This window comes from Loktanella sp. DJP18 (assembly GCF_049310965.1).
Lineage (GTDB): Bacteria > Pseudomonadota > Alphaproteobacteria > Rhodobacterales > Rhodobacteraceae > Loktanella.
Window position 1 is genome coordinate 17,244 of the sequence record NZ_JBMERN010000014.1, and the last position, 21,476, is coordinate 38,719.

Below are 21,476 nucleotides of genomic sequence, written 5' to 3' on the forward strand. Positions count from 1 at the left end.
GGGTTAGCGGATGCGGATACGGGGGTCGATCAGGGGTGCGATCATGTCGGCCAGCAGGTTGCCCAGCACGATGGCAAAGGCACTGACGAGCGTGACGCCCATGATGATCGGAATGTCGACGCGCTGGATCGCCTGCCAGGCCAGCTGCCCGATACCGGGCCAGCCAAAGACGCCTTCGACGACGACGATACCGCCCATGAAGATGCCGATGTCGATGCCGATCATGGCAATGACCGGCAGGATCGCATTGGGCAGGGCGTGGCGCAGGATGACGCGGGCGCGGGTCAGGCCCTTGGCGCGGGCGGTGCGGATGAAATCGGCGCGCAGCACCTCGACCATGCTGGACCGCATCATGCGGGCATACCAGCCGGACCCGAGGATGCCGAGCGTCAGGGCCGGCAGCACCAGATGGGCCGGTGTGCCGTAGCCGCCGATGGGAAACCAGCCCAGCTTGACCGCGAAGACGTAGAGCAGCAGCAGCGCCACCACGAATTGCGGGGCGGACACGGTGACGAAACTGGTCATCATCAGCCCGTTGTCCACTGCCCTGCCCCGCCACAGGGCCGCGACGACACCCATCGTCAGGCCGATCACCAGTTCCGCCCCAATGCCGGCCACCATCAAAAGCAATGACGCGGGCAGACGCGCCGCGATCAGGGTCGCGACATCGGTCTTCTGCAAGTAGCTGCGGCCCATGTCGCCCTGCACCAATCCGGCCAGATAGCGGCCGTATTGCACGATGAACGGCTGGTCGAGCCCGAGTTGCGCGCGGATGTTGGCGACCGTTTGCGGCGTCGCCGACCGCCCTGCGATCTGGCGCACCGGATCGGCGGGCAGCACGTAAAGCAGAAAGAACGTGATGAAGCTGACACCCAGCAGGATCAGGGCGCTCTGGATCAGGCGGCGGGCCAGATAGGCGGTCATCAGTCGGACCCCCGCAATGTCGGGTCAAGGACATCGCGCAGCGCGTCGCCCACGAGGTTGAAGGCCAGCGCCAGTGCCACGATCGCGGCACCCGGAAAGAACACCAGCCAGGGCGCGGACTGAAAATAGGTCTGGTTCTCGAAGATGATGTTGCCCCAGCTTGGCGTCGGGGGCTGCACACCGACGCCAAGGTAGGACAGCGTCGCCTCGAGCAGCACGGTCGTCGAAATGCCCAGCGTGCCCCAGACGATGATCAGGGGGAACAGGTGCGGCAGGATATGGCGGAACAGGATGCGCGGCGTGCCGGCACCCAGCGTCCGCTGCGCGGCGATATAGTCGCGGGCCGCAAGCGCCGAGGTTTCCGTATAGATCACACGCGCCGTCTGCACCCAGTTGACCATCGCGATGACGAAAGCCACGATCCAGAGACTGGGCTGAAAGATCGCCGCAAGGCAGATCGCAAGCAACAGCGCGGGAAAGGCCATCATCAGGTCGGTGAAGCGCATCAGCACGGCACCGATCCAGCCCTGAAAGAAGCCGGCCGTCAGCCCGATCACCGTGCCGATCACCAGCGCGATGCCGTTTGCCACTACGCCAATGATCAGCGAGGTGCGCGCACCATATAGCAGGCGGCTGAGCAGGTCGCGGCCCAGCAGGTCGGTCCCCAAGACATAGGCCCCGCCGGGGGGCAGCGGTTCGCCGAACAGGGTCAGTCCGTCGAAGTGCTGCGCGAACGGGTCGTAGGGTGCCAGCCAGGGTGCGAGGATGGCCGACCCGACGATCAGGACCACCAGCGCCATCCCGAACAGCGCGAGCGGGCGGCGGCGCAGCCTCCGCCAGACGCTGTCAGGCCGCGCGCGGGTCGGGGCGTCGACGATGGTTGTCATGTCCCGCCCCCGGTTGCATGGCCGCGCCGGTCCGGTCCCGCCACGACACGCGCCGCGGCCTCCTCCAGCGTGATCCGCGCGGTCATGGCCATCTGCCGCAGAGTGGCATAGGCGGCGGATTCCGACCCGCCGGACCGGGTCAGCAGGATCACCGCCTGCACGACCGTCTGGCGTTCGCCCAGACGGCGGCGCAGGTCGGCCGCTTCGGCGCTCAGCGACCGGCGCGCCTCGAACCCGTGACGGGCAATCAGCAGGGCCGAATAGACGCCGCTGTCGCCGACGGGCTTGAGGATCTGGGCCTGCGCGCCCGTCGCAAGCGCCCATTCGATGCGTCCCGGCGCCTCCGATCCGATCAGCGCGATCAGCGGCATGGGGGCGGCTCCACGCGACCAAGGAAATTGGTCGTCAAAGCCCATGTCCGCGTCAAAGAACACGAAATCAGCCCCCAGAGCATCGGCCTGAAGATCAGGCCAACTGGTCGTGACACGCAGGCCGACGGCCTGCAACTGACGCGTCAGGGCCGTGACGGCAGCGTGGGGACGGTGCAGGATGATCGCACGCGCCCCGCCCAGATCCGCGATGCGGACAGCGCCCGTCATGACACCACCCGCAGTGACGCGCGTACCGCAGGGGCGGCCGGGCCGGTCAGATAGGGATCGCCCATGCGTGACCCGTAATCCCCCAGCACGGCAAAGGCCCCGTCGCGCACCTGCGCGATCAGGACGGGCTGGACGGTGTGGTGTGTCTGGAGATCGATCCCGCTGGCCTGGCCCGCCGGACCGCGCAGCAGATCACCCAGGCTCTGCGCCGCGGGGGCCGCCTCCATCAGGTCGGCCAAGGCATGGACGGCCCGCCAGGCTGCCGCTTCGTGGCTGCTGCCGAACGTCGTGCCTGCGACCCTGAAATAGGGCCCCGCCGCGATCAGCCCTTCGGCGGCCTCGCCGATCTCTGGCAGTTCGCATTCGGTCAGGTTGCAGGACAGGACGGGGCAGCAGTCGGCGGCAAAGCGGGAGTCCTGCGCGCCCAGCGCCTCGTAGGCCCGCAGGAACGCATAGGACGACGGTCCGATCAGCGAATTGAGGATGAAGTCCGGCGCGGTGGCGCGCACCTCCTCGATCATCCGGTCGATGTCGACGGACCCCAGCGGGAGGTATCTCTCGCCCGCGACGCTGCCGCCCGCTGCGGTGATCCGTTCGCGGGCCAGGCGGTTGATCTCCCACCCCCAGATGTAGTTGGAGCCGGTCAGGTATGCGCGTTTGCCGCAGGTCGGCAACGCCCAGTCCAGCAGCGGCAGCAGATGCTGGTTCGGACAGGCGTGCAGATAGACGACATGATCCGAGGCCTCGAAGCCTTCGTAGGGCACCGCATACCAAAGGCTGCCGCCATACTTTTCCAGCGTCGGAATGACGTCCTTGCGGCTCCATGATGTGACGCAGCCGATGATGTGACGGGCCGGTGTGTCGCGCAGGATCTCGGCACACAGTGGCGCGTAAAGATCGATGTTGCCCCCCGGGTCGCGGGTGACCGCCCGGAACGTGACGCCCCGCGCCGGATCGGCGTTGATCCGGTCGATGGCCGCCAGGGCACCGGTCAGACAGGCGGTGCCGATCCGGGCATAGCTGCCGGTCAGCGAATACAGAAGACCAATGGCAATGGTGCGTCGCAAGAGGGGTGCCTCAACGAAAAAGCCCCGCCCCGATCACAGCAGGAGCACTGGTGTTCGGGTCGGGGCGCGGATGCCGATCGGCGTTCAGCCGGATGTTGATGCCAGCCTGTCCTGCGCAATCGCTCCCGTCAAGATCGTTGCGGTGCCGGGCCTTCTGCAGGTCCCATCGGCAAGACAAGCGACCTGATTTGCGGCCGGTGCGCCGTCATGCACAGGATTCCGCAGGCCGCGCAGGAAGTAAATTTCGAGATCTGAGGGCAGAATCGTCCATCTGCCGCCGACAAAAGCGACAAACGATCAATGTTTAATCAAAAGCTGCGATATTCTGCCCCTCAGCCTCACGATCCCCACTTTGGCCGGCCCACGCATTGACTTCGGGTCAAATCAACCATTCCATGATTGGGCGAAACCAAGAATCGGATTGGGCTGACAGTGACGCTTCTCGACACCTCGACCGACAACACGACGCTGGCGCTGGCGCGCATCCGCAGGATGATCGACAGCGGCGAGGTGCCGCACGAGGGTCGCTTGCCGACGGAACGCGAGTTGTCGGCGCAGTTGAGGGTCGGTCGCCATGTCGTGCGCCGCGCGATGGAAGTGCTGGAGGCCGAGGGACTCGTCTGGCGCCAGCAAGGCAAAGGCACCTTCGTCGGTCAGCCTCCGCAGATCATCTCCGGTCTTGCGGCCGAGATTGCCGGCGACGTCGACGCGCTTGCCGTCATGGATGCCCGATTGGGGATCGAACCGCAGCTTGCCGCCCTTTGTGCGCGGCGGGCCACGGCAGAAGACGTCGACCGTCTGCGGATGCTAGCGAACCGTGCCAGCGCGTCGAACGACCGGGATTCCACCGAGTTGTGGGATGGTGCGATGCACCGCCTGATCGCGCGGATCGCCGGCAACCGGCTTCTTTCAATCGCTTTCGGGCTGATTGACGAGGTGCGCGGATCTGCCGACTGGCAGCGCAAGCGCGACCACGCGCGCTCTCCCGCACTGCTGAAGTTGTATGACGCGCAGCATACCGCGATCATCGACGCCATCGACGCGCGCGATGCCTTGGCCGCGCGGCAGGCCATGACCGATCACCTGCTTCAGCTGACCGAAAATCTGCGCAAGTCGCTTCAGGATGCGCCGCGATGACCGAGGCCCCACTGCTTGATGTCGCGGGGCTTGGCATCCGCATCGACGGCACCGCCCGGGACCTTGTCAGTGACCTGTCGTTCACGCTGGATCGCGGCAGGACGCTGTGCATCGTCGGGGAATCGGGCTGCGGCAAAAGCCTGACGGCGCTGGCGCTGATGGGCCTGCTTGCGACACCCCCGCTGCGCGTCACGGGGGGCAGCGCGTCGTTCCAGGGCCGTGATCTGCTGTCCCTGCCGCCCGCAGAAATGCGCCGCCTGCGCGGCAACCGGATCGGGATGATCTTTCAAGAGCCGATGACGAGCCTGAACCCGGCGCTGAAGATCGGTGACCAGATCGCCGAGGTCGTGCGCCGCCACACCGGCCAGTCCGACACCGAGGCGCGTGCGCACGCGGTCGAGATGTTGCGCCGCGTGCGGATTCCCGCGCCCGAGACGCGCATGGACGTCTATCCGCACAACCTGTCAGGCGGCATGCGCCAGCGGGTGATGATCGCGATGGCCTTGGCGAATGCCCCCGACCTCGTGCTTGCGGACGAACCGACGACTGCTCTGGACGTGACCATCCAGGCTCAGGTGCTGGACCTGATGCGCGGCCTTCAGCGCGACACCGGCACGGCGATGATCCTGATCACGCATGACCTTGGCGTCGTGGCGGAAATGGCGGACAGCGTCGCCGTCATGTACGCGGGACAGATGGTCGAGACCGGTCTCGTCGCAGACATCTTCGACGATCCGCAGCATCCTTATACCATCGGGCTCATCGCCTCGATGCCCAGCCTCGACGGCGGGGAAGACCGCCTCGTCACGATTCCGGGTGTCGTCCCTCCGGCCCGAGAGATGCCGGGCGGCTGCCGGTTTGCCGCGCGCTGCCCCTTTGCCGACAGCCAATGCGCGCAGGTGCCACCAATGGTGGCCCTCGATGGCAGCGACCACCGCGTCGCGTGCTGGAAAGCCCCTCTCGACCAGATGAAGGCGGTCGCATGACGTCTGACATCATCCTCGAGACGCAGGCCCTTCAAAAGCGGTTCATCGGTCGCAAACCGTTCTTCGGCGACGCCAAGGTCGTGCGTGCGGTCGACGGCATCAACCTAAAGGTCCGCCGTGGCGAGACGCTGGCCATCGTCGGTGAATCGGGCTGCGGCAAGTCCACTCTGGCCCGCCTTCTGGTGCGGCTTCTGCCGCCGACCGAAGGCAATGTGATCTATGAAGGCCGCAACATCGCGTCCGTCGCAGCGGAGGAGATGCGCCACCTGCGGCGCGACCTGCAGTTCATCTTTCAGGACCCGTTCTCTTCGCTGAACCCGCGCATGACCGTCGGCGCGCTGATCGAGGAACCGCTGCTGGTGCATGGAATCGGCGACCGGCCGGACCGCCGGGCCAAGGTTGCGCGGATGCTGGCGCGCGTCGGTCTGCCCGCTTCGGTGATCGACCGGTATCCGCACGAATTCTCTGGCGGGCAACGTCAGCGCATCGGGATCGCGCGGGCGCTCATCACCGGGCCGAAGGTCGTGATCGGCGACGAACCGGTGTCGGCGCTGGACCTGTCGATCCAGGCGCAGGTCATCAACATCCTGCAGGACCTCAAGGCCGACCTTGGCCTGACCCTGGTCATCATCGCCCATGACCTGGCCGTCGTGCGGCACATGGCCGACCGTGTCGCGGTAATGTATCTGGGCGAGATCGTCGAACAGGGTCCTGTCGACGACCTGTTCGCCGTTCCCAGACATCCCTACACCGCCGCCCTGATCGCCGCGATCCCGGTGGCGGAAATGGGAGCGCGCCACGCGGCACCGCAACTGGAAGGCGACCCGCCCAATCCCATCGATCTGCCGACCGGCTGCCGCTTTCATCCGCGCTGCCCGCACGCGACCGAGGTCTGCCGGACCGACCGCCCCCGCCTGCTGGCGACGGGCCCGGACCGTTGGGCCGCCTGCCACCATGCTGCGACGCTGTCACTGGATGGGCACATGCCCAGCGGTCACCGCCGCAGCCCCGCCGTTCAGGCCCGTTTCGACCTATACCGCGCCGCCCAAAGTGCGCGGACCCATCCCGCAAAGACCCCGACCACGTGACACAACAGTCAGGAGACCGACCATGAAAAAACCAGCCATCTTTACCCTCAGCGCCATGCTGATGCTGACCGCCGCCCCCGTCATCGCCGCCGATCTGCGGATCGGACTTGCCGAGGATCCCGATGTCCTCGATCCCGATCAGTCGCGCACGTTCGTCGGGCGCATCGTCTACGCCTCGCTCTGCGACAAGCTCGTGGACATCACGCCAGAGCTTGAGATCATCCCCATGCTGGCCACGGAATGGAGCTGGTCCGACGACAACCTGACCCTAACCATGAAGCTGCGCGACGACGTGACGTTCCACGACGGCACCCCCTTCGATGCAGAGGCCGTCGCCTACAACATCAACCGGTCCCAGACGCTGGAAGAGAGCCGCCGCAAATCGGAGGTGTCCTCGATCACCGGCACGAACGTCGTCGATCCCACCACGATCGAGATCACGGTGGCCAAGCCGGATGCGACCCTGATCGCGCAACTGGCCGACCGGGCCGGCATGATGGTATCGCCCACCGCTGCCGAGGCCGCCGGCGTCGATTTCGGGAACGCGCCGGTCTGCGCCGGGCCCTACAGCTTTACCGAGCGGGTGCAGCAGGACCGCATCGTGCTGACCAAGTTCGCGGACTATTACAATGCCGACGCCTATACCTTCGACACCGTGACCTTCCTGCCGATCGTGGATACGACCGTGCGGCTGGCCAACCTGCGGGCCGGTGACGTAGACATGATCGAACGGCTGGCCGCCACCGATGTGGCGTCCGTGGCAGGCGACGATGCTCTGACGATGGAGCAGGCGACATCGCTCGGCTACCAGGGTCTAACGGTCAACGTCGCCAACGGCGACCGGTCGCAGAATCCCTTCGGCCAGGACAAGCTGGTGCGTCAAGCCCTTTCGCTGTCGATCGATCGCGAGGTCATCAATCAGGTGGTCTTCGAAGGGGCCTTTGCGGCAGGCAACCAGCCCTGGCCGCCGACCTCTCCGTGGTACAACGCCGACCTGCCGATCCCCGCCCGCGACGTGGAGGCAGCAAAAGCCAAGCTGGCCGAAGCCGGGGTCGAAAACCCGACCGTGGAAATTCAGGTCAGCACCGACCGGATCGACCAGCAGGTGACGCAGGTCATCCAGGCGATGGCGGCGGAGGCCGGAATCACCGTCAACGTGGTCGCCAAGGAATTTGCCACCCAGTTGTCGCAACAGACCGCTGGCGACTACGAGATCAGCCAGGTCGGCTGGTCGGGCCGCGTCGATCCCGACGGCAACATCCACCAGTTCGTGACCTGCGAGGGCGGCATCAACGACGCCAAGTATTGCAATCCGCAGGTCGACGAGCTTCTGAACGAGGCCCGCGCCACCAATGACACGGCGGCACGCAAGGCGCTTTACGACCAGGCGACGGCGATCCTCAACGACGAGATGCCGCTGATCTATGTCTTTCACCAGAACTGGATCTGGGCGATGGACGCAGGCGTCACCGGATTCGTGCCCTATCCCGACGGCATGATCCGGCTGGCCGGCGTGACCAAGGCCGAATGACCCACCCGGCCCGGCGGCATCGTCGCCGGGCCTGACCCTTCCTGCAAGGCTGCAACATGCTCCGATTCCTCGGCCACCGTCTTTTGATCGCGATTCCGACGATCCTGCTGATCTCGGTCTTCGTGTTCGGGTTGCAGAAACTGCTGCCGGGCGATCCCGTGCTGGCGCTGGCCGGCGAGGATCGCAGCCCGGAGCTGCTGGAATTCCTGCGCGAGAAATATCGCCTGAACGATCCCGTCTATGTCCAGTACTTCAACTGGGTCTGGAATGCGCTTCAGGGCGATCTGGGCATATCGCTGCGGACCAACCAGAACGTCACCACCCTGCTCGCGCAGAAGCTGCCGGTCACGATCCAGCTTGCGCTGATGGCGCTGGCCTTTGCCGTGGTCATCGGCATCCCGGCGGGCATCCTGTCGGCCTACAAGAAGGGCACCTGGATCGACTGGGTCGCGAACGTCGTCGCCCTTTCTGGCCTGTCGATCCCGAACTTCTGGCTCGGCATCATGATGATCCTGCTGGTCAGCGTGAACCTCGGCTGGCTGCCCGCGTCGGGCTATCAGCCCTTCACCGACGATCCGCTGCAATCGCTCAAGACGATGATGATGCCGGCCTTCGTGCTGGGCACCGGGCTGGCCGCCACTTTGATGCGTCACACGCGGTCCGCGATGCTGGGCGTGCTGCAATCCGACTACGTCCGCACCGCACGCGCCAAGGGGCTGGGTGAACGCGCGGTCGTGGTCAAACATGCGCTGCGCAACGCGCTGGTCCCCGTCGTCACCGTCGTCACGCTGCTGTTCGGCGAATTGCTGGCGGGTGCCGTGCTGACGGAACAGATTTTCACCATCCCCGGCTTTGGCAAGCTGGTCGTCGATGCGGTCTTCAACCGCGACTACGCCGTCGTGCAGGGCATCGTCCTGTGCACCGCCATCGCCTTCATCCTGATGAACATCCTGGCCGACGCCCTTTACCGCGTCCTGAACCCGAAAATGTCAGACCAATGACCAATCCCGTCACCCTCGACACGGCCCCGTCCCGGCAGGAGGTCACGGAGGTCCTGCCACCCCGGCAAGGCCGTGTCTGGGGCAAGCTGAAAAGGAACCCGGCAGCGCTGCTGGGCGGCGGGATCGTAGCCTTCTTCTGCATCATGGCGATCCTCGCCCCAGTGCTGCCGATCCCCGGCCCCGCCGTCACGGACTTTGCCGCCGTGCGCAAACCCCCGAACGCCGCGCATTGGTTCGGCACCGACGAGATCGGTCGCGACGTGCTGTCCCGCATGATCTGGGGCGGACAGGCGTCCTTGATGGCAGGCGTGGTGTCCGTCACCATCGCGCTGGTCATCGGCGTCCCGCTGGGTGTGGCCGCCGGCTATATGCGAGGCTGGACCGACGCCGCCATTTCACGCGTGACAGAGGCGCTGCTGGCCGCACCCTTCCTGATCCTCGCGATTGCAATGGCGGCCTTCCTTGGCCCGTCGCTGACGAACGCGATGATCGCCATCGGCATCTCTGCCGTGCCGATCTTCATCCGCTTGGCCCGTGCGCAGACCATGCAGGTCCTGACAGAGGATTACGTCGAAGGTGCTTTGGCCATCGGGCTGACCCACCGCGACATCATCGCCCGCTACATCCTGCCCAACATCGTCCCGCCCCTGCTGGTACAGGCCACGTTGACCATAGCCACCGCGATCATCGCAGAGGCGTCGCTGTCTTTCCTGGGCCTCGGACAGCAACCGCCCGCGCCAAGTTGGGGGTCGATGCTGAACACCGCCAAGCAGTTCCTCGAACAGGCCCCCTGGCTGGCACTTTATCCGGGCCTCGGGATCTTTCTCGTCGTGCTTGGCTTCAACCTTCTGGGCGACGGTCTGCGCGACGCCCTCGACCCTCGCGACAACTGAAAACAGGATCTTTCTTCATGCAATTCACCACCCGGCCCGAGATTCTGGGCACCTTCGGCGTCGCGACTTCGACCCACTGGATCGCCTCTGCCGTGGGTATGCGCATCCTCGAAAAGGGCGGCAACGCGTTCGATGCCGCCGCCGCGATGAATTTCGTCCTGAACGTGGTGGAACCGCACCTGTGCGGCCCGCTGGGCGACATGCCGGCGCTGATCCAGGTGGCAGGAGAGGACACGCCCCGCGTCGTCTGCGGTCAGGGCACGGCACCGGCAGGTGCCACCATTGCCCATTACAAGGCCGAAGGGCTTGACCTAATCCCCGGGTCCGGCCTGCTGGCGACGGTCATTCCCGGCGTCTTCGATGCATGGATGCTGATGCTGCGCGATCACGGCAAGCTGCCGCTGCGCGATATCCTGGAACCGGCAATCCACTACGCCCGCCACGGCCACCCGGTGCTGGCACGGGTGTCGGCGACGATCGGCGGTCTTGCGGACTTCTTTCGCGACGAATGGCCGACCTCTTATGCGACCTGGCTGCCGGGCGGCCACGTCCCCGCCCCCGAAAGCCTGTTCCGCAACCCGGATCTGGCCGACACTTGGGACCGCATCCTGACCGAGGCCGAGAATGCCAGCGGCCACGAGGCCCAGATCGAGGCCGCGCGTCATGCATTCTACAAGGGCTTCGTGGCAGAGGCGATCGACGACTGGATGCGGGACGCCTGCGTCATGGATGCCGCCGGCGGCCGCCGCAAAGGTGTGCTGACAGGTCAGGACATGGGGGGCTGGGAAGCGACTTATGAGACTCCGCTTTCCGTCGACTACCACGGCTGGACCGTGTGGAAGCCGGGGATGTGGGCGCAATCGCCGACCTTCCTGCAATCGCTGCGCATTCTGGAAGGGTCCGGCATTGCCGACATGGACCCCGTCGGTGCCGACTTCGTGCATTGGGTGACCGAAGCGATGAAGCTGTCCTTCGCGGACCGCGAGGCCTACTATGGCGATCCGGCCCATACCGACATCCCCACAGAGACCCTGCTGTCGCGCGAATACGCCGAGGTGCGCCGCGCGATGATCGACGCCACCGCCTCTCTCGTGCAGCGTCCGGGCGAAATCGTCGGTCATGACATGTGGGTCCGCGAAGCGTTGAAACGCGCCAGCGCCGATGTCGTGGACAGCGGCGTCGGTGCGGGCGAACCGACGATGGCGCACCTCAGCGAGAAGCGCGGCGACACGGTGCATATCGACGTCATCGACCGCTGGGGCAACATGGTGTCGGCAACGCCATCGGGGGGATGGCTGCAATCCTCGCCCGTCGTGCCCGGCCTTGGCATGCCGTTGAACAGCCGGGCGCAGATGTTCTGGCTGACCGAGGGACTGCCCACGTCGCTGGCTCCGGGACGCCGGCCGCGCACCACGCTGTCGCCTTCGATCGCGGGACGCAATGGGCGCGCATCGATGGTTTTCGGCACGCCGGGCGGCGATCAGCAGGACCAGTGGCAGCTGATCTATTTCCTGCGGCACGTTCACGGCATGACGAACCTTCAGGCGGCGATCGACGCCCCCCTGTTCCACACCGCCCACTTTCAGGGCTCGTTCTATCCGCGCGCGACCGATCCCGGCCACCTCATGGTGGAACCGTCGTTCGGCGATGCCGTGATCGATGACCTGCGCAGCAGGGGGCACCGCGTGCAGGTGGCCGAACCCTGGAGCATCGGGCGCCTGACGGCTGCCAGCCGCGACGATTCCGGGCTGATGCGGGCTGCGGCGACGCCACGTCTGATGCAGGCCTACGCCATCGGTCGCTAGCGTCGGATGCGGTGGCGTCCGGTCGTTCAACCGCCCGTGTCATGGTCATTGCGGCTTTGCCGACAGGGGGTTGAATCCGAAACTTCGCGACGTGCCGGATCGGGACGGCAGACTCGACAAATCGTGTTTTGTGATGCCTAATCCAGCATCATATCCCATTTTCAGATTGTAGCGTCGTGGCTTATCCCAGCATCAAGATCCGTGCCCTGCAAGCCATCATCGCCGTCTACGAAGAGCAGTCCTTCAGCAGGGCCGCTGACCGCGAAAACACGACACAGTCGGGAATGTCCACCCAGGTCAAAGGGTTGGAGCTTGTCCTCGGCACCCAGCTATTGGTGAGAGAGCGCAAGAAGTTTGCCCTGACCCCAGCGGGAGAGATCATCTACCGCGAGGGGCAGGCGATCCTGAAGGCGCTGGCGGCGACCGAGAAGGCCGTGCAGGACCTGCGCGGCAATGTGGCGGGTCTGGTGCGGTTCGGCATGATCCCATCCCTGACCCGGTCGGTGCTGATCCCGGCGCTGGACCAGTTCAAGACCGAATTTCCCGACGTCGAACTGTCCCTGCTGGAGGAGTACAGTTTTTCCCTGATGCGGCGCGTTCTGGACGGAGAGCTGGATTTCGCGCTGGTGCCGTCGACCGACCTGCCCGCCGGACTGACTGGCACCTTTGTCGGGCGTGACCGCGAAATGCTGGTGTCGAACGCCGATCTGGACCTCGGCTTTGCGCATCTGGACGATATTCCCCTGTCGTGTCTGAACGACAAGCGCTTGATCGTGCCGTCCCGCCTGAACGTGCGGCGCAAGCATTTCGATACCCTGCTGAACACCCACGGCATCCACGTCGCCGAGATGCTGGAGATGGACGGCATGCTGGCGACGCTGGAAATGGTCGGCGCGACGGATTGGGTCGCGATCCTGCCATCGGCGATCTGTCACCCGGACAAGGACGGGTCCGTGCGACGCCTGAACCCGATCAAGGACCCGCCGATCAGCCTTGACTATGTCCTGGTCGAAAAGGCCGAGATGGCAGCGCCCCGCGCCGCGCGGCTGTTGGCGAATTGCCTTGTGCACCACATCGGCGTGATCCTGTCTGACTGGCAAGAGGTGCCGGATATCGAGAATCCCGAACCGGCGCATCTGAAACTATGATCCTGCGGGCCACCGTAATGTGAAATCATGCCCCCCAATGGATGCGGAACGGGGGACTTTGGCATGACAACGGGAATCGTCGGAATCGGGAACATGGGGCGCCCGATCGCCGAACATCTGTCCGAGGTCGGGGAAACCCTCCTGCTGTGGAACAGGACACCGGACAAGGCACAGGGCATCGCCAACAGTGCCGTCGCCCCGACACCGCGGGCCGTGGCGGAGGGCTCGGAGGTCATCCTCTCGATCCTGGCCAATGATGCGGCGGTCGATGCAGTCTATCACGGAGCGAACGGGCTGCTGAACGGCAATCTGACCGGCAAGGTGATCGTCGAGATGTGCACGACATCGCCCGAAACGGTCAAGGCACTGGAACGGGACGTGACCGCGCGCGGCGGGTTGTTTCTGGAATGTCCGGTCAGCGGCAACGTCGTGCCGGCGCGGTCCGGGCAGTTGATGGGTCTGGCCGGCGGGACGACCGCCGCCTTCGACGCCGCCAGCCCCTTGCTGCGCAAGATGACGCGCCGTCTGGAACATCTGGGGCCGGTCGGGTCCGGGGCCGCCATGAAGCTGGCCGTCAACCTGCCGCTGATGGTGTATTGGAGCGCGCTGGGAGAGGCGCTGGGGCTGGCGCTGTCGCAAGGCGTCGATCCGGCACTGGCGCTTGATATCCTGTCTGACAGTTCCGGGGCCATCGGTGCCGCCAAGAAACGCATCCCGCCGATCCGCGACATGGTGGTCGACGGCGATCCGGGGGCCGTCAGCTTTACCCTGACGAACGCGATCAAGGATATGCGGCTGATGACCGGGCTGGCGGACGAGACCGGCAGTCCGCATGGCGTCATCGGTGCGGTGCTGTCCAAGGCCGAGACGGCAGCGGCCGCCGGCTGGCACAATTACGACAATTCACTGGTCGGCATGTTCGGCCTGCGCAAGGCGGAGGACGCAACATGATCGGCACGGCTCTGGTTGGCTTCGGATGGTGGGGGCAGCACATCGCGCCCCGGCTGATCCGGCATGACGCGTTCGATCTGCGGTGCATCGTCGAACCGGCCACGGCGCTGCACGATCAGATAAGCGCGCAGGGGGTAAAGGTGGTGACCGACTATGCCGCCGCATTGGCGGACCCGCAGGTGCAGGCGGTGATCCTGACGTCGCCCAACGATCTGCACGACGCGCAGATCGCGCAGGCCGTCGCCGCCGGCAAACACGTCTTCTGCGAAAAGCCACTGTCGCTGTCGGCCGCCAATGCCCGAACAAGCGTGGAATCCTGTCGGGCCGCGGGCCTCGTGCTGGGCATCGGGCATGAACGGCGGTTCGAGCCCGCGATCCTGGCGCTGCGGGACATGCTGGATGCGGGCGCCCTGGGCACCGTGATGCATACGGAAATGGCGTTCAGCCATGACAAGCTGATCGGCCTGACGGCGGATAGCTGGCGCACGTCGAAGGCCTTCGCACCGGCGGCTGGCATGACGCAGATGGGGATTCACCTGACCGACCTGCTGATCGCGTTCTACGGCCCGGTCGCGGCGCTGCATGCCTTTACCGCTGACCGCAGTCTGGGCTGGGAGACCGGCGATGTCGTCACCGTGCAGTTGCAGTTCGAGGCCGGGATGACGGCGACCTTGCAGGCGATCCTGCATACGCCCCATTTCATACGCACCCATGTCTTCGGCAGCGACATGTGGGTCGAAATCCGCAATGCGACGCACCCGGACACTCCCGGCGGCACCGCGACGATGCAATGCTATCGGAGCATCGACGATACCACGACGCAGGTCTTCGACTGGACCGACAGCGTGACCGCCAATATCGCAGCCTTCGGGGCCGCGATCCGGGGCGAGGCACCCTATCCCTACTCGGATGCAGAGCTGATCCACAACATCGAGGTGCTCGACGCCATCGTGAGGTCCGCCGAAACCGGCGAGGCGGTGCGTCTGTAACGGGGCGTATCAGGATTTGGTATAGTCACTATCACCATCGATAAGTTGACCAGCATTCCCGGGGCTGCAAGCATGGTCTGAGATATCAGGGAGGAACCGGATGTCGATAAAGCTGATGCGGCATCATGTGTTCGATGCCTTGCGCGAAGACATCATGTCCTGCGGCTTGCAGCCCGGCGAAGAGATGCGCGAAAGCGCGTTGGCCGTGAAGTACGGCGTGTCGAAGTCGCCGATCCGCGACGCCCTGCAAAAGCTGGAATGGGAAGGGCTGGTCGAGATCGCGCCGCGCCAGGGGCATCGCGTAGCCCCGATCTCGATCGCCGACGCGCAGGATATTCTTGAGTTCCGCGAAATTCTCGAGAACTCTGCGGTGCGCAAGATCTGCGCAGAGGCCAGCGACGATGACCTTATGGCGCTGGACGACTACCGCACCAGCAACTGCAACACGCTGCGCGAGTATGCCGGCTACAACCGGGCGTTTCATGTCCGCATCAGCGAACTGGCCGGAAATCGACGCCAGACCGCGACCGTTAACACCTTGATGGAAAACTACGAACGGCTGTGCATCGTGTCGCTGTCGTCGCGTCGCAACGAGGCAGAGGCGATGGCGTCGTCCCTGAGCGAGCACAACCGGATCATCGACGCCCTGCAAGCCCGCGATGCGCGCACCGCTGCGCGTCTGTCCGCCAAGCATGTCCGCAAGTCCCAGACGCAGGTGATGCGCGGACTGCAGAACCAACCGGTCGTCCTGTAAGACCCGGGACGAAGCCTGATATGTCACGCGATCGCGCAACAGGTGGCGACGCAGACAGGAGAGAAGGATGAAGGATCACATGAGTGCGCCACAGACCGTCATGGACGATACCGTTGTCAGCGGGCGCGATGTCGGCAAGACCTTTGCCAATGGCACCGTCGTCGCCCTCAAGAACGCCGACTTCGACATCAAGCGTGGATCGTTCGTGTCGCTTGTCGGCCCCTCCGGCTGCGGTAAATCCACGCTGCTGCGGCTGGTGTCCGGGCTGATCGCGCCCACATCCGGTCAAATCATGGTGCATGACAGGCCGGTCACGGGACCGCGCCGCGACATCAGCATGATGTTCCAGAAGGCAACCTTGCTGGAGTGGCGCACGTCGCTGGAAAACGTCCTATTGCCGACGGAAATTGCCGGCACGCCGACCCTGGCGGACAAGAACCGCGCGTTCGATCTGCTGAAACTGGTGGGACTGGGCGATTTCGCCTTCTCGTTTCCGGCGCAACTGTCCGGCGGCATGCAGCAGCGCGTGGCCCTTGCCCGGCTCCTGCAGACCGGCGCGGACATTCTCTTGCTGGATGAACCCTTTGGCGCGCTTGATGAATTCACGCGCGAACGGCTGAACACCGAACTGATGCGGATCGTGGCAGAGGTCGGTGCCACCACGATCTTCGTCACCCACAACATCAGCGAGGCGATCTTTCTGGCAGACCAGGTCTTCGTCATGACCTCGCGGCCCGGTCAGGTGGCCAAGATCGTCGATGTCGATCTGGAACGCCCGCGCCCGCTGTCGATCCAGACGTCGCCCGAATTCAACAGGCTCGTCGCAGACGTGCGCGAAACACTGGGGGCGGTCTGATGGTCGCCGTGGACCACAGCGGCAGCACGGCGCAGGCCCCCGATGCGGCGCGCGCCCTGCGCAACCGGCGCATCGCGACCCATGCGACGATCTTCGTGGTTCTGATCCTGTCATGGGAACTGGCGTCGCGCGCCGGGTGGCTGGACCCGCTGTTCTATCCCCGACCCAGCAACATCATGCGGTCGTTCTGGCTGATCTATGTCGAGAACGGCAACGTCTGGTATCATCTGGGCGTCACGATGAGCCTCGTGTTCGCGGGCTTCTTCGGGGGATCGATCCTGGGGATCGTCCTGGGCAGCCTTGTCGGGCTGAACGGCGTGCTGCGGCGGTTCCTGAAGCCCTATGTCATCGTTCTCGAGGCGACGCCGCGCATCGCGGTGGCCCCGTTGCTGATCGCAGCCCTGGGCTTTGGTGCCAGCTCCAAGATCGCGATCATCGTGCTGGTGTGCTTCTTTGCGCCCTTCATCAACACCCTGTCGGGGGTGATGAACGTGAACGCCGACAAGCTGGAGCTTTTCAAGGCGATGGGGGCCAGCAAATGGCAGATCCTGCGCAAACTGGTGCTGCCCGATGCCATCCCGATCATCATGGCGGGCGAACGGCTGGCACTGACCGCCGCCCTGTCGGGGGCGCTGGTGGCGGAATTCATCCAGCGCGATCAAGGCATCGGATCGCTGATCCTTGTCTACACGCGCAACCTGAACATGGCGTCCGCCTTTGCCTGCATCTTTACCCTGACGATCCTGGGGTTCGTGATCTTTCGCAGCATGGAACTGATCGATCGCTACATCGCCTACTGGAAACATGAACCGGGCCGCGAGCGTGTCAGCGCCAGACGCCGCGCCAGCTATGGGAGGGTGTCATGACCGAGCCGCGCCTGTCCGTCTCGACCCGCGCCCTTGACCGCGCGATCCGTTTCGCACCGCATGCGATCCTGTTTCTTGGCCTGATCGGCGCTTGGGAACTGGCGGCGCGAGCCGGAGTGATCACGTCGATCATGATCCCGCGGCCCAGCGCCATCGGGGCTGCGATCGTGGAACTCTACATCACGAAAGGCACGATCTACCGCCACTTTCTGATCACCCTGACAGAGGCCGTCGTCGGCTTCCTTATCGGGGCGGCGGTGGCCGTGGGGCTGGCCGTGGCGTCGTCTCTGTCCGAAGTCTTCAAGCGCTACGTCATCCCCTACGCGGTCGTGCTGAACGTGACGCCGGGGATCGCGCTGACGCCCGTGGTGATCGCGTGGTTCGGTTACGGGATGGGGTCGAAGGTCGCGCTGGCTGGGATCCTCTGCTTCTTCCCGATCTTCGTGAATACGCTCACGGGCCTTGTCCAGATCGACGAAGAGCGCGAGGAGCTGTTCGCCGCGATGGGGGCGAAGCCCGCCCAGATCTTTACGAAACTGCGTGTGCCGGCGGCCCTGCCGCTGATGTTCGCCGGGCTCAAGATCGGGCTGACCACCGCGCTGATCGGTGCCGTCGTGGCCGAATTCGCGCAGGCGACCGACGGCGTCGGCGTCCTGATGAGCCGGTTTTCGTTTCAACTGAACATGGCGGCGTCGATCGGCACATTGCTGAGCATGACGATCATCGGCCTGCTTCTGTTCTACACGATGGAATTCCTCGACGACAGAATCGTGTTCTGGCGTCGGGAAAGCCGACGCGCGGCAGCGTCCCGTGCGCGGGCCCGGACCTGGTTAGGCCAGCTGGGCAAGTGACGCATAATAATCGACATTCCAGGGAGGAAAAGACGATGAAGATGCTAAAATCAGTGCTGTTTTGCAGCGGATTGGCCATCACCGCAATTCCGGTGGCGGCCGTCGCGCAAGAGTTTACGATCAACATGATCAACCCCCTTCCCCGGTCGACCAACTTCTTTCCGTTGGTCGTCGGGGAGGCGCTTGGCTACTTCGAGGATGAAGGTGTCACGGTCAACCTGCTGCCATCCGACACCTCGATCCCCTATGTCGCGTTCATCCAGAACGGCCAGGCGGATCTGGCCATGCTGGACCCGGTCGAGACGATCAACGCCTTGAACGCCGGGGCCGAGATCAACACGGTCTACGAGGTGATGCAGAACGCGCCCGAAGGCATCGGGGTGCTGGAATCGTCCGAATACGATTCCATCGACGATCTGGTCGGCACGACGGTCGGTCTGGTGTCGGACCGTGACAGGTCGTTCCTGTAGGCGGCATTGAACACCGTCGGTGCCAGTATCGACGACGTGCAGACCGTCGTTCTGGGTGAAAGCGGCCCGACGTTGGCCGCCGCCGTGCGCGATGGCAATGTCTCGGCGATCTCGGGTGCCGCCCCGGACTGGATCGCGCTGAATGCCAACGGAATACCGGTCCGCCTGATCACGCCGGAAGAACTGCTGGCAAGCCCTGCAAACACCTTTGCCGCCAATGCGGCGACGCTGGATGAAAAGCGCGCGATGATGGAAGGCTTCCTGCGCGCCTGGTCCAAGGGCATGTATGTTGCTTCTGTCAAACCTGAAGCCGTGGCACAGATGCTCCGCAAGGGCGTCCCGGCCGAGTGGGAGAACGAGGAAGCCGGTCAGCTTTTCCTCGACATGTCGATCGGCATGAACGTGTCCACGACCGAACGGCTGGGCGATCTTCAGCCGGATGTCTGGCAGGCGCTTCAGCCACGGCTGTTGTCGTCCGGCGCGATCGAGTCCGAGGTCGATGTGACGACGTTCCTGAATGACACCTACATCGCGGCGGCCAACGATTTCGACCGTGCGCAGGTCGAAGCGGACGTCACCGCCTGGATGGAAGCCAATCCCTAAAAGCCTCCGGCCGTCGCGGGCAATATCCGCGGCGGCCTCTCCTTCCCCACTCGCATCACCAGTCAACAGGACCACACCATGAGTCATACCACCATCGACACCCGTGACCGCGGCACCGCCGTCAACCGTTATGGCCCCACCGCGGCCCGCCCTGTCCCGGCCACGCCGCAGCGCCTGTCGACGCTGACCGTCGACAGTCACGCCCACGTCGTGATCCCGGCGGCGGCGCAGTACATGGTGCCTCATGTCGACCCGCAGCGGATCGCGATGGTCAAACATGCCAATGCCGCGACCAATGCCGTTAACGCCCAGCAAGACAAGGATCGCGGGCCTGTCGCGATGCAGGACAGCGACGACCGTCTGCGCGTGCTGGATGCGCAGGGCATCAACATGCAGATCGTGGCCCCGCCGCCGCCGCAATGCTATTACCAGTCGCCCATCGAACACGCCGCCCATGCCAGCCGCATGGTCAACGACGGCATGGCCGAATGGGTCGGCCGCAATCCCGACCGCTTTGCGGGTCTTGGCACCGTGCCCTTGCAGGACCCTGACGAAGCGGCCACCGAACTGACCCGCGCCGTCAAAGACCTTGGACTCAAGGGCGTGATGCTGCTGACCAACATGGACGGCGAGGAGATCAGCGCCGACCGCTTCCGTCCGTTCTGGAAGAAGGCCGAGGAGCTGGGCGCGGTCGTGATGATTCACCCCCAACGGCTTTACCGGCGGTGATCGGTTCACGGAATACTACTTCTCGAACGTCATCGGCAACCCGCTGGAGACGACGACGGCGCTGCACTACATCATCTTCAACGGGCTGCTGCGCGACATGCCGGATCTGAAGATCTTTGCCGTGCATGGCGGCGGCTATCTGCCCGGTTATTCCGGCCGGATCGACCATGCCTGGGGCGCGCGGCAGGACAGTCATGCCGACCTGCCCGAACCGCCGACCATCTACCTCAAGAAGGTGTGGATCGACAGCGTCGTGTTCACCGATCACCAGCTGGAATATCTGGTCAAGATATACGGTGCCGACAAGGTCATCATGGGCAGCGATTATCCCTTCGACATGGCCGACTATGATCCGGTCGAACACATCGTCAGCTCTGCCCTGTCGGACGACGACAAGGCCAAGGTTGCCGGTCTGACGGCGGCGAAACTGTTCGGACTGAAGCAGAAGGGCGCATGACATGACCGTCGGCATCATCGGCCTCGGCATCATGGGCGCGGCCTATGCCGGCAATCTGTGCAAGGCGGGGGTGGCAGTGGCGGGGACAGACCCCGATGCTGCCGCCCGCGACCGCCTGACAGGTCTGGGCGGCACGGTGCATGACGCAATCGGGCCGTGGCTGGCGGACTGCGAGTTGGTCATCATCTCGGTTGCATCCCCGGTCGTGCTGGCATCGGTCACGGCCGCGCTGGGCGAGGTGCTGCAACCCGGCCAGGTCGTGATGGAGACCGGGACCTTCGCCATGGCCGACAAGCTGTCCGCGCGCGACGCGGTGCAGGTCAACGGGGCGGTGCTGCTGGATACGCCTGTCAGCGGCACCGGCGTGCAGGCCGCGCGGGGCGATCTGGTGATCATGGCCTCTGGCCCCGACGATGCGATTGCCAAGGCACGGCCCTTCATGGACCACCTGTGCCATACGGTCATCGCCGCAGGCCCTTTCGGGGCCGGCAGCAAGCTGAAGTACGTTGCCAATCACGCGGTCGCCCTGCACAATTGCGCCGCCGCCGAGACGCTGCACTATGCAGACGCGCTGGGACTGGACCGCGATGTCGTCTATCACCTTCTGTCCAAGGGGGCGGGCCAGTCCCGCATGCTGGACCTGCGGATGCCGCTGATGATGTCGGGGGAATATACACCCGCGACCGCGCATATGGCGATGTTCGAAAAGGACCTGTCGATCATCGGTGCCGATCTTCGCGCCCATGACATCACGACGCCGATGTTCGACGCCGTGTCGGACATGTACCGCAAAAGCTGGTCGCTGGTGCCCAAGGACTACGACACCGCCGCCGTGTTCGAGGTGTACCGTGACATCGACAAGCTGGCCTGACCGCGCAACGCAA

21 protein-coding genes and 1 pseudogene are annotated in these 21,476 nt (G+C 64.8%); 18 read left to right on the forward strand and 4 right to left on the reverse strand.

All coding sequences use genetic code 11. The annotated features are described in order from the left end of the window. Window positions 1–3: 3 nt before the first annotated feature. From ACOI1H_RS06195 to ACOI1H_RS06210, 4 genes are read right to left on the reverse strand one after another with little or no spacing between them, the layout of a single operon-like run. Window positions 4–924 (reverse strand): ABC transporter permease, encoded by a 921-nt coding sequence (locus ACOI1H_RS06195; protein WP_422435927.1) that lies wholly within the window; start codon window positions 922–924, stop codon window positions 4–6. Then, window positions 924–1,811 (reverse strand): ABC transporter permease, encoded by an 888-nt coding sequence (locus ACOI1H_RS06200; protein ID WP_422435928.1) that lies wholly within the window; start codon window positions 1,809–1,811, stop codon window positions 924–926. Before ACOI1H_RS06200 ends, ACOI1H_RS06195 begins: the two co-directional genes overlap by 1 nt. Further along, window positions 1,808–2,410 (reverse strand): ANTAR domain-containing response regulator, encoded by a 603-nt coding sequence (locus ACOI1H_RS06205; RefSeq protein WP_422435929.1) that lies wholly within the window; start codon window positions 2,408–2,410, stop codon window positions 1,808–1,810. The genes ACOI1H_RS06200 and ACOI1H_RS06205 overlap by 4 nt, the downstream gene beginning before the upstream one ends. Further along, window positions 2,407–3,477, reverse strand: a complete 1,071-nt coding sequence (locus tag ACOI1H_RS06210; RefSeq protein ID WP_422435930.1) for a transporter substrate-binding protein — start codon at window positions 3,475–3,477, stop codon at window positions 2,407–2,409. Before ACOI1H_RS06210 ends, ACOI1H_RS06205 begins: the two co-directional genes overlap by 4 nt. A gap of 432 nt (window positions 3,478–3,909) precedes the next feature. Between ACOI1H_RS06210 and ACOI1H_RS06215 the strand changes: the two genes are divergently transcribed. The 18 genes and pseudogenes from ACOI1H_RS06215 to ACOI1H_RS06300 all read left to right on the forward strand — a co-directional run bounded on the left by ACOI1H_RS06215 (window position 3,910) and on the right by ACOI1H_RS06300 (window position 21,463). Then, entirely contained in the window at window positions 3,910–4,614 is a 705-nt protein-coding gene (locus ACOI1H_RS06215) for a FadR/GntR family transcriptional regulator (protein ID WP_422435932.1), read from the forward strand. Next, a complete protein-coding gene (locus tag ACOI1H_RS06220; protein ID WP_422435933.1) occupies window positions 4,611–5,600 on the forward strand; it encodes an ABC transporter ATP-binding protein in 990 nt (329 codons plus the stop codon). The genes ACOI1H_RS06215 and ACOI1H_RS06220 overlap by 4 nt, the downstream gene beginning before the upstream one ends. Further along, a complete protein-coding gene (locus ACOI1H_RS06225) occupies window positions 5,597–6,688 on the forward strand; it encodes an ABC transporter ATP-binding protein (protein WP_422435935.1) in 1,092 nt (363 codons plus the stop codon). The genes ACOI1H_RS06220 and ACOI1H_RS06225 overlap by 4 nt, the downstream gene beginning before the upstream one ends. 22 nt (window positions 6,689–6,710) lie before the next feature. Next, window positions 6,711–8,219 (forward strand): ABC transporter substrate-binding protein, encoded by a 1,509-nt coding sequence (locus ACOI1H_RS06230; RefSeq protein WP_422435937.1) that lies wholly within the window; start codon window positions 6,711–6,713, stop codon window positions 8,217–8,219. 56 nt (window positions 8,220–8,275) lie between these two features. Next, window positions 8,276–9,220 carry an ABC transporter permease gene (locus ACOI1H_RS06235; RefSeq protein ID WP_422435938.1) on the forward strand — a complete coding sequence of 315 codons (945 nt, stop codon included), beginning with the start codon at window positions 8,276–8,278 and terminating at the stop codon, window positions 9,218–9,220. After that, window positions 9,217–10,113, forward strand: coding sequence for an ABC transporter permease (locus tag ACOI1H_RS06240; protein WP_422435940.1), 897 nt, complete (start codon window positions 9,217–9,219; stop codon window positions 10,111–10,113). Before ACOI1H_RS06235 ends, ACOI1H_RS06240 begins: the two co-directional genes overlap by 4 nt. A gap of 17 nt (window positions 10,114–10,130) precedes the next feature. Continuing rightward, window positions 10,131–11,918 carry a gamma-glutamyltransferase family protein gene (locus ACOI1H_RS06245; protein WP_422435942.1) on the forward strand — a complete coding sequence of 596 codons (1,788 nt, stop codon included), beginning with the start codon at window positions 10,131–10,133 and terminating at the stop codon, window positions 11,916–11,918. A 176-nt stretch (window positions 11,919–12,094) separates the two neighbouring features. After that, window positions 12,095–13,066, forward strand: coding sequence for a LysR family transcriptional regulator (locus ACOI1H_RS06250; RefSeq protein WP_422435944.1), 972 nt, complete (start codon window positions 12,095–12,097; stop codon window positions 13,064–13,066). A gap of 63 nt (window positions 13,067–13,129) precedes the next feature. After that, window positions 13,130–14,017 (forward strand): NAD(P)-dependent oxidoreductase, encoded by an 888-nt coding sequence (locus ACOI1H_RS06255; RefSeq protein ID WP_422435945.1) that lies wholly within the window; start codon window positions 13,130–13,132, stop codon window positions 14,015–14,017. Beyond that, a complete protein-coding gene (locus ACOI1H_RS06260) occupies window positions 14,014–15,006 on the forward strand; it encodes a Gfo/Idh/MocA family protein (RefSeq protein WP_422435947.1) in 993 nt (330 codons plus the stop codon). The genes ACOI1H_RS06255 and ACOI1H_RS06260 overlap by 4 nt, the downstream gene beginning before the upstream one ends. Before the next feature lie 100 nt (window positions 15,007–15,106). After that, window positions 15,107–15,760, forward strand: coding sequence for a GntR family transcriptional regulator (locus ACOI1H_RS06265; RefSeq protein WP_422435949.1), 654 nt, complete (start codon window positions 15,107–15,109; stop codon window positions 15,758–15,760). 67 nt (window positions 15,761–15,827) lie between these two features. Continuing rightward, window positions 15,828–16,616, forward strand: a complete 789-nt coding sequence (locus ACOI1H_RS06270; RefSeq protein ID WP_422435951.1) for an ABC transporter ATP-binding protein — start codon at window positions 15,828–15,830, stop codon at window positions 16,614–16,616. Then, entirely contained in the window at window positions 16,616–17,482 is an 867-nt protein-coding gene (locus tag ACOI1H_RS06275; RefSeq protein ID WP_422435952.1) for an ABC transporter permease, read from the forward strand. Before ACOI1H_RS06270 ends, ACOI1H_RS06275 begins: the two co-directional genes overlap by 1 nt. Continuing rightward, window positions 17,479–18,333 carry an ABC transporter permease gene (locus ACOI1H_RS06280; protein ID WP_422435954.1) on the forward strand — a complete coding sequence of 285 codons (855 nt, stop codon included), beginning with the start codon at window positions 17,479–17,481 and terminating at the stop codon, window positions 18,331–18,333. The genes ACOI1H_RS06275 and ACOI1H_RS06280 overlap by 4 nt, the downstream gene beginning before the upstream one ends. 125 nt (window positions 18,334–18,458) lie before the next feature. Next, a pseudogene (locus ACOI1H_RS06285) lies at window positions 18,459–19,406 on the forward strand (ABC transporter substrate-binding protein). Between the two features lie 78 nt (window positions 19,407–19,484). Beyond that, window positions 19,485–20,135, forward strand: coding sequence for an amidohydrolase family protein (locus ACOI1H_RS06290; RefSeq protein ID WP_422435956.1), 651 nt, complete (start codon window positions 19,485–19,487; stop codon window positions 20,133–20,135). A gap of 43 nt (window positions 20,136–20,178) precedes the next feature. Beyond that, on the forward strand, window positions 20,179–20,592 hold the full coding sequence (locus ACOI1H_RS06295; RefSeq protein WP_422436026.1) for an amidohydrolase family protein: 414 nt from the start codon (window positions 20,179–20,181) through the stop codon (window positions 20,590–20,592). A gap of 1 nt (window position 20,593) precedes the next feature. Then, complete coding sequence (locus ACOI1H_RS06300) at window positions 20,594–21,463, forward strand: NAD(P)-dependent oxidoreductase (protein WP_422435957.1); 870 nt, start codon at window positions 20,594–20,596, stop codon at window positions 21,461–21,463. The last annotated feature ends 13 nt before the right edge of the window (window positions 21,464–21,476 follow it).

Bases quoted from the DNA above. Each gene is read 5' to 3' on its own strand.
- ACOI1H_RS06240 (WP_422435940.1), top strand. From the start codon at position 9,217: ATGACCAATCCCGTCACCCTCGACACGGCCCCGTCCCGGCAGGAGGTC.
- ACOI1H_RS06300 (WP_422435957.1), top strand. From the start codon at position 20,594: ATGACCGTCGGCATCATCGGCCTCGGCATCATGGGCGCGGCCTATGCC.
- ACOI1H_RS06280 (WP_422435954.1), top strand. From the start codon at position 17,479: ATGACCGAGCCGCGCCTGTCCGTCTCGACCCGCGCCCTTGACCGCGCG.
- ACOI1H_RS06270 (WP_422435951.1), top strand. From the start codon at position 15,828: ATGAAGGATCACATGAGTGCGCCACAGACCGTCATGGACGATACCGTT.
- ACOI1H_RS06205 (WP_422435929.1), bottom strand. From the start codon at position 2,410: ATGACGGGCGCTGTCCGCATCGCGGATCTGGGCGGGGCGCGTGCGATC.
- ACOI1H_RS06235 (WP_422435938.1), top strand. From the start codon at position 8,276: ATGCTCCGATTCCTCGGCCACCGTCTTTTGATCGCGATTCCGACGATC.
- ACOI1H_RS06200 (WP_422435928.1), bottom strand. From the start codon at position 1,811: ATGACAACCATCGTCGACGCCCCGACCCGCGCGCGGCCTGACAGCGTC.
- ACOI1H_RS06265 (WP_422435949.1), top strand. From the start codon at position 15,107: ATGTCGATAAAGCTGATGCGGCATCATGTGTTCGATGCCTTGCGCGAA.
- ACOI1H_RS06195 (WP_422435927.1), bottom strand. From the start codon at position 924: ATGACCGCCTATCTGGCCCGCCGCCTGATCCAGAGCGCCCTGATCCTG.
- ACOI1H_RS06290 (WP_422435956.1), top strand. From the start codon at position 19,485: ATGAGTCATACCACCATCGACACCCGTGACCGCGGCACCGCCGTCAAC.
- ACOI1H_RS06275 (WP_422435952.1), top strand. From the start codon at position 16,616: ATGGTCGCCGTGGACCACAGCGGCAGCACGGCGCAGGCCCCCGATGCG.
- ACOI1H_RS06260 (WP_422435947.1), top strand. From the start codon at position 14,014: ATGATCGGCACGGCTCTGGTTGGCTTCGGATGGTGGGGGCAGCACATC.
- ACOI1H_RS06225 (WP_422435935.1), top strand. From the start codon at position 5,597: ATGACGTCTGACATCATCCTCGAGACGCAGGCCCTTCAAAAGCGGTTC.
- ACOI1H_RS06220 (WP_422435933.1), top strand. From the start codon at position 4,611: ATGACCGAGGCCCCACTGCTTGATGTCGCGGGGCTTGGCATCCGCATC.
- ACOI1H_RS06245 (WP_422435942.1), top strand. From the start codon at position 10,131: ATGCAATTCACCACCCGGCCCGAGATTCTGGGCACCTTCGGCGTCGCG.
- ACOI1H_RS06255 (WP_422435945.1), top strand. From the start codon at position 13,130: ATGACAACGGGAATCGTCGGAATCGGGAACATGGGGCGCCCGATCGCC.
- ACOI1H_RS06230 (WP_422435937.1), top strand. From the start codon at position 6,711: ATGAAAAAACCAGCCATCTTTACCCTCAGCGCCATGCTGATGCTGACC.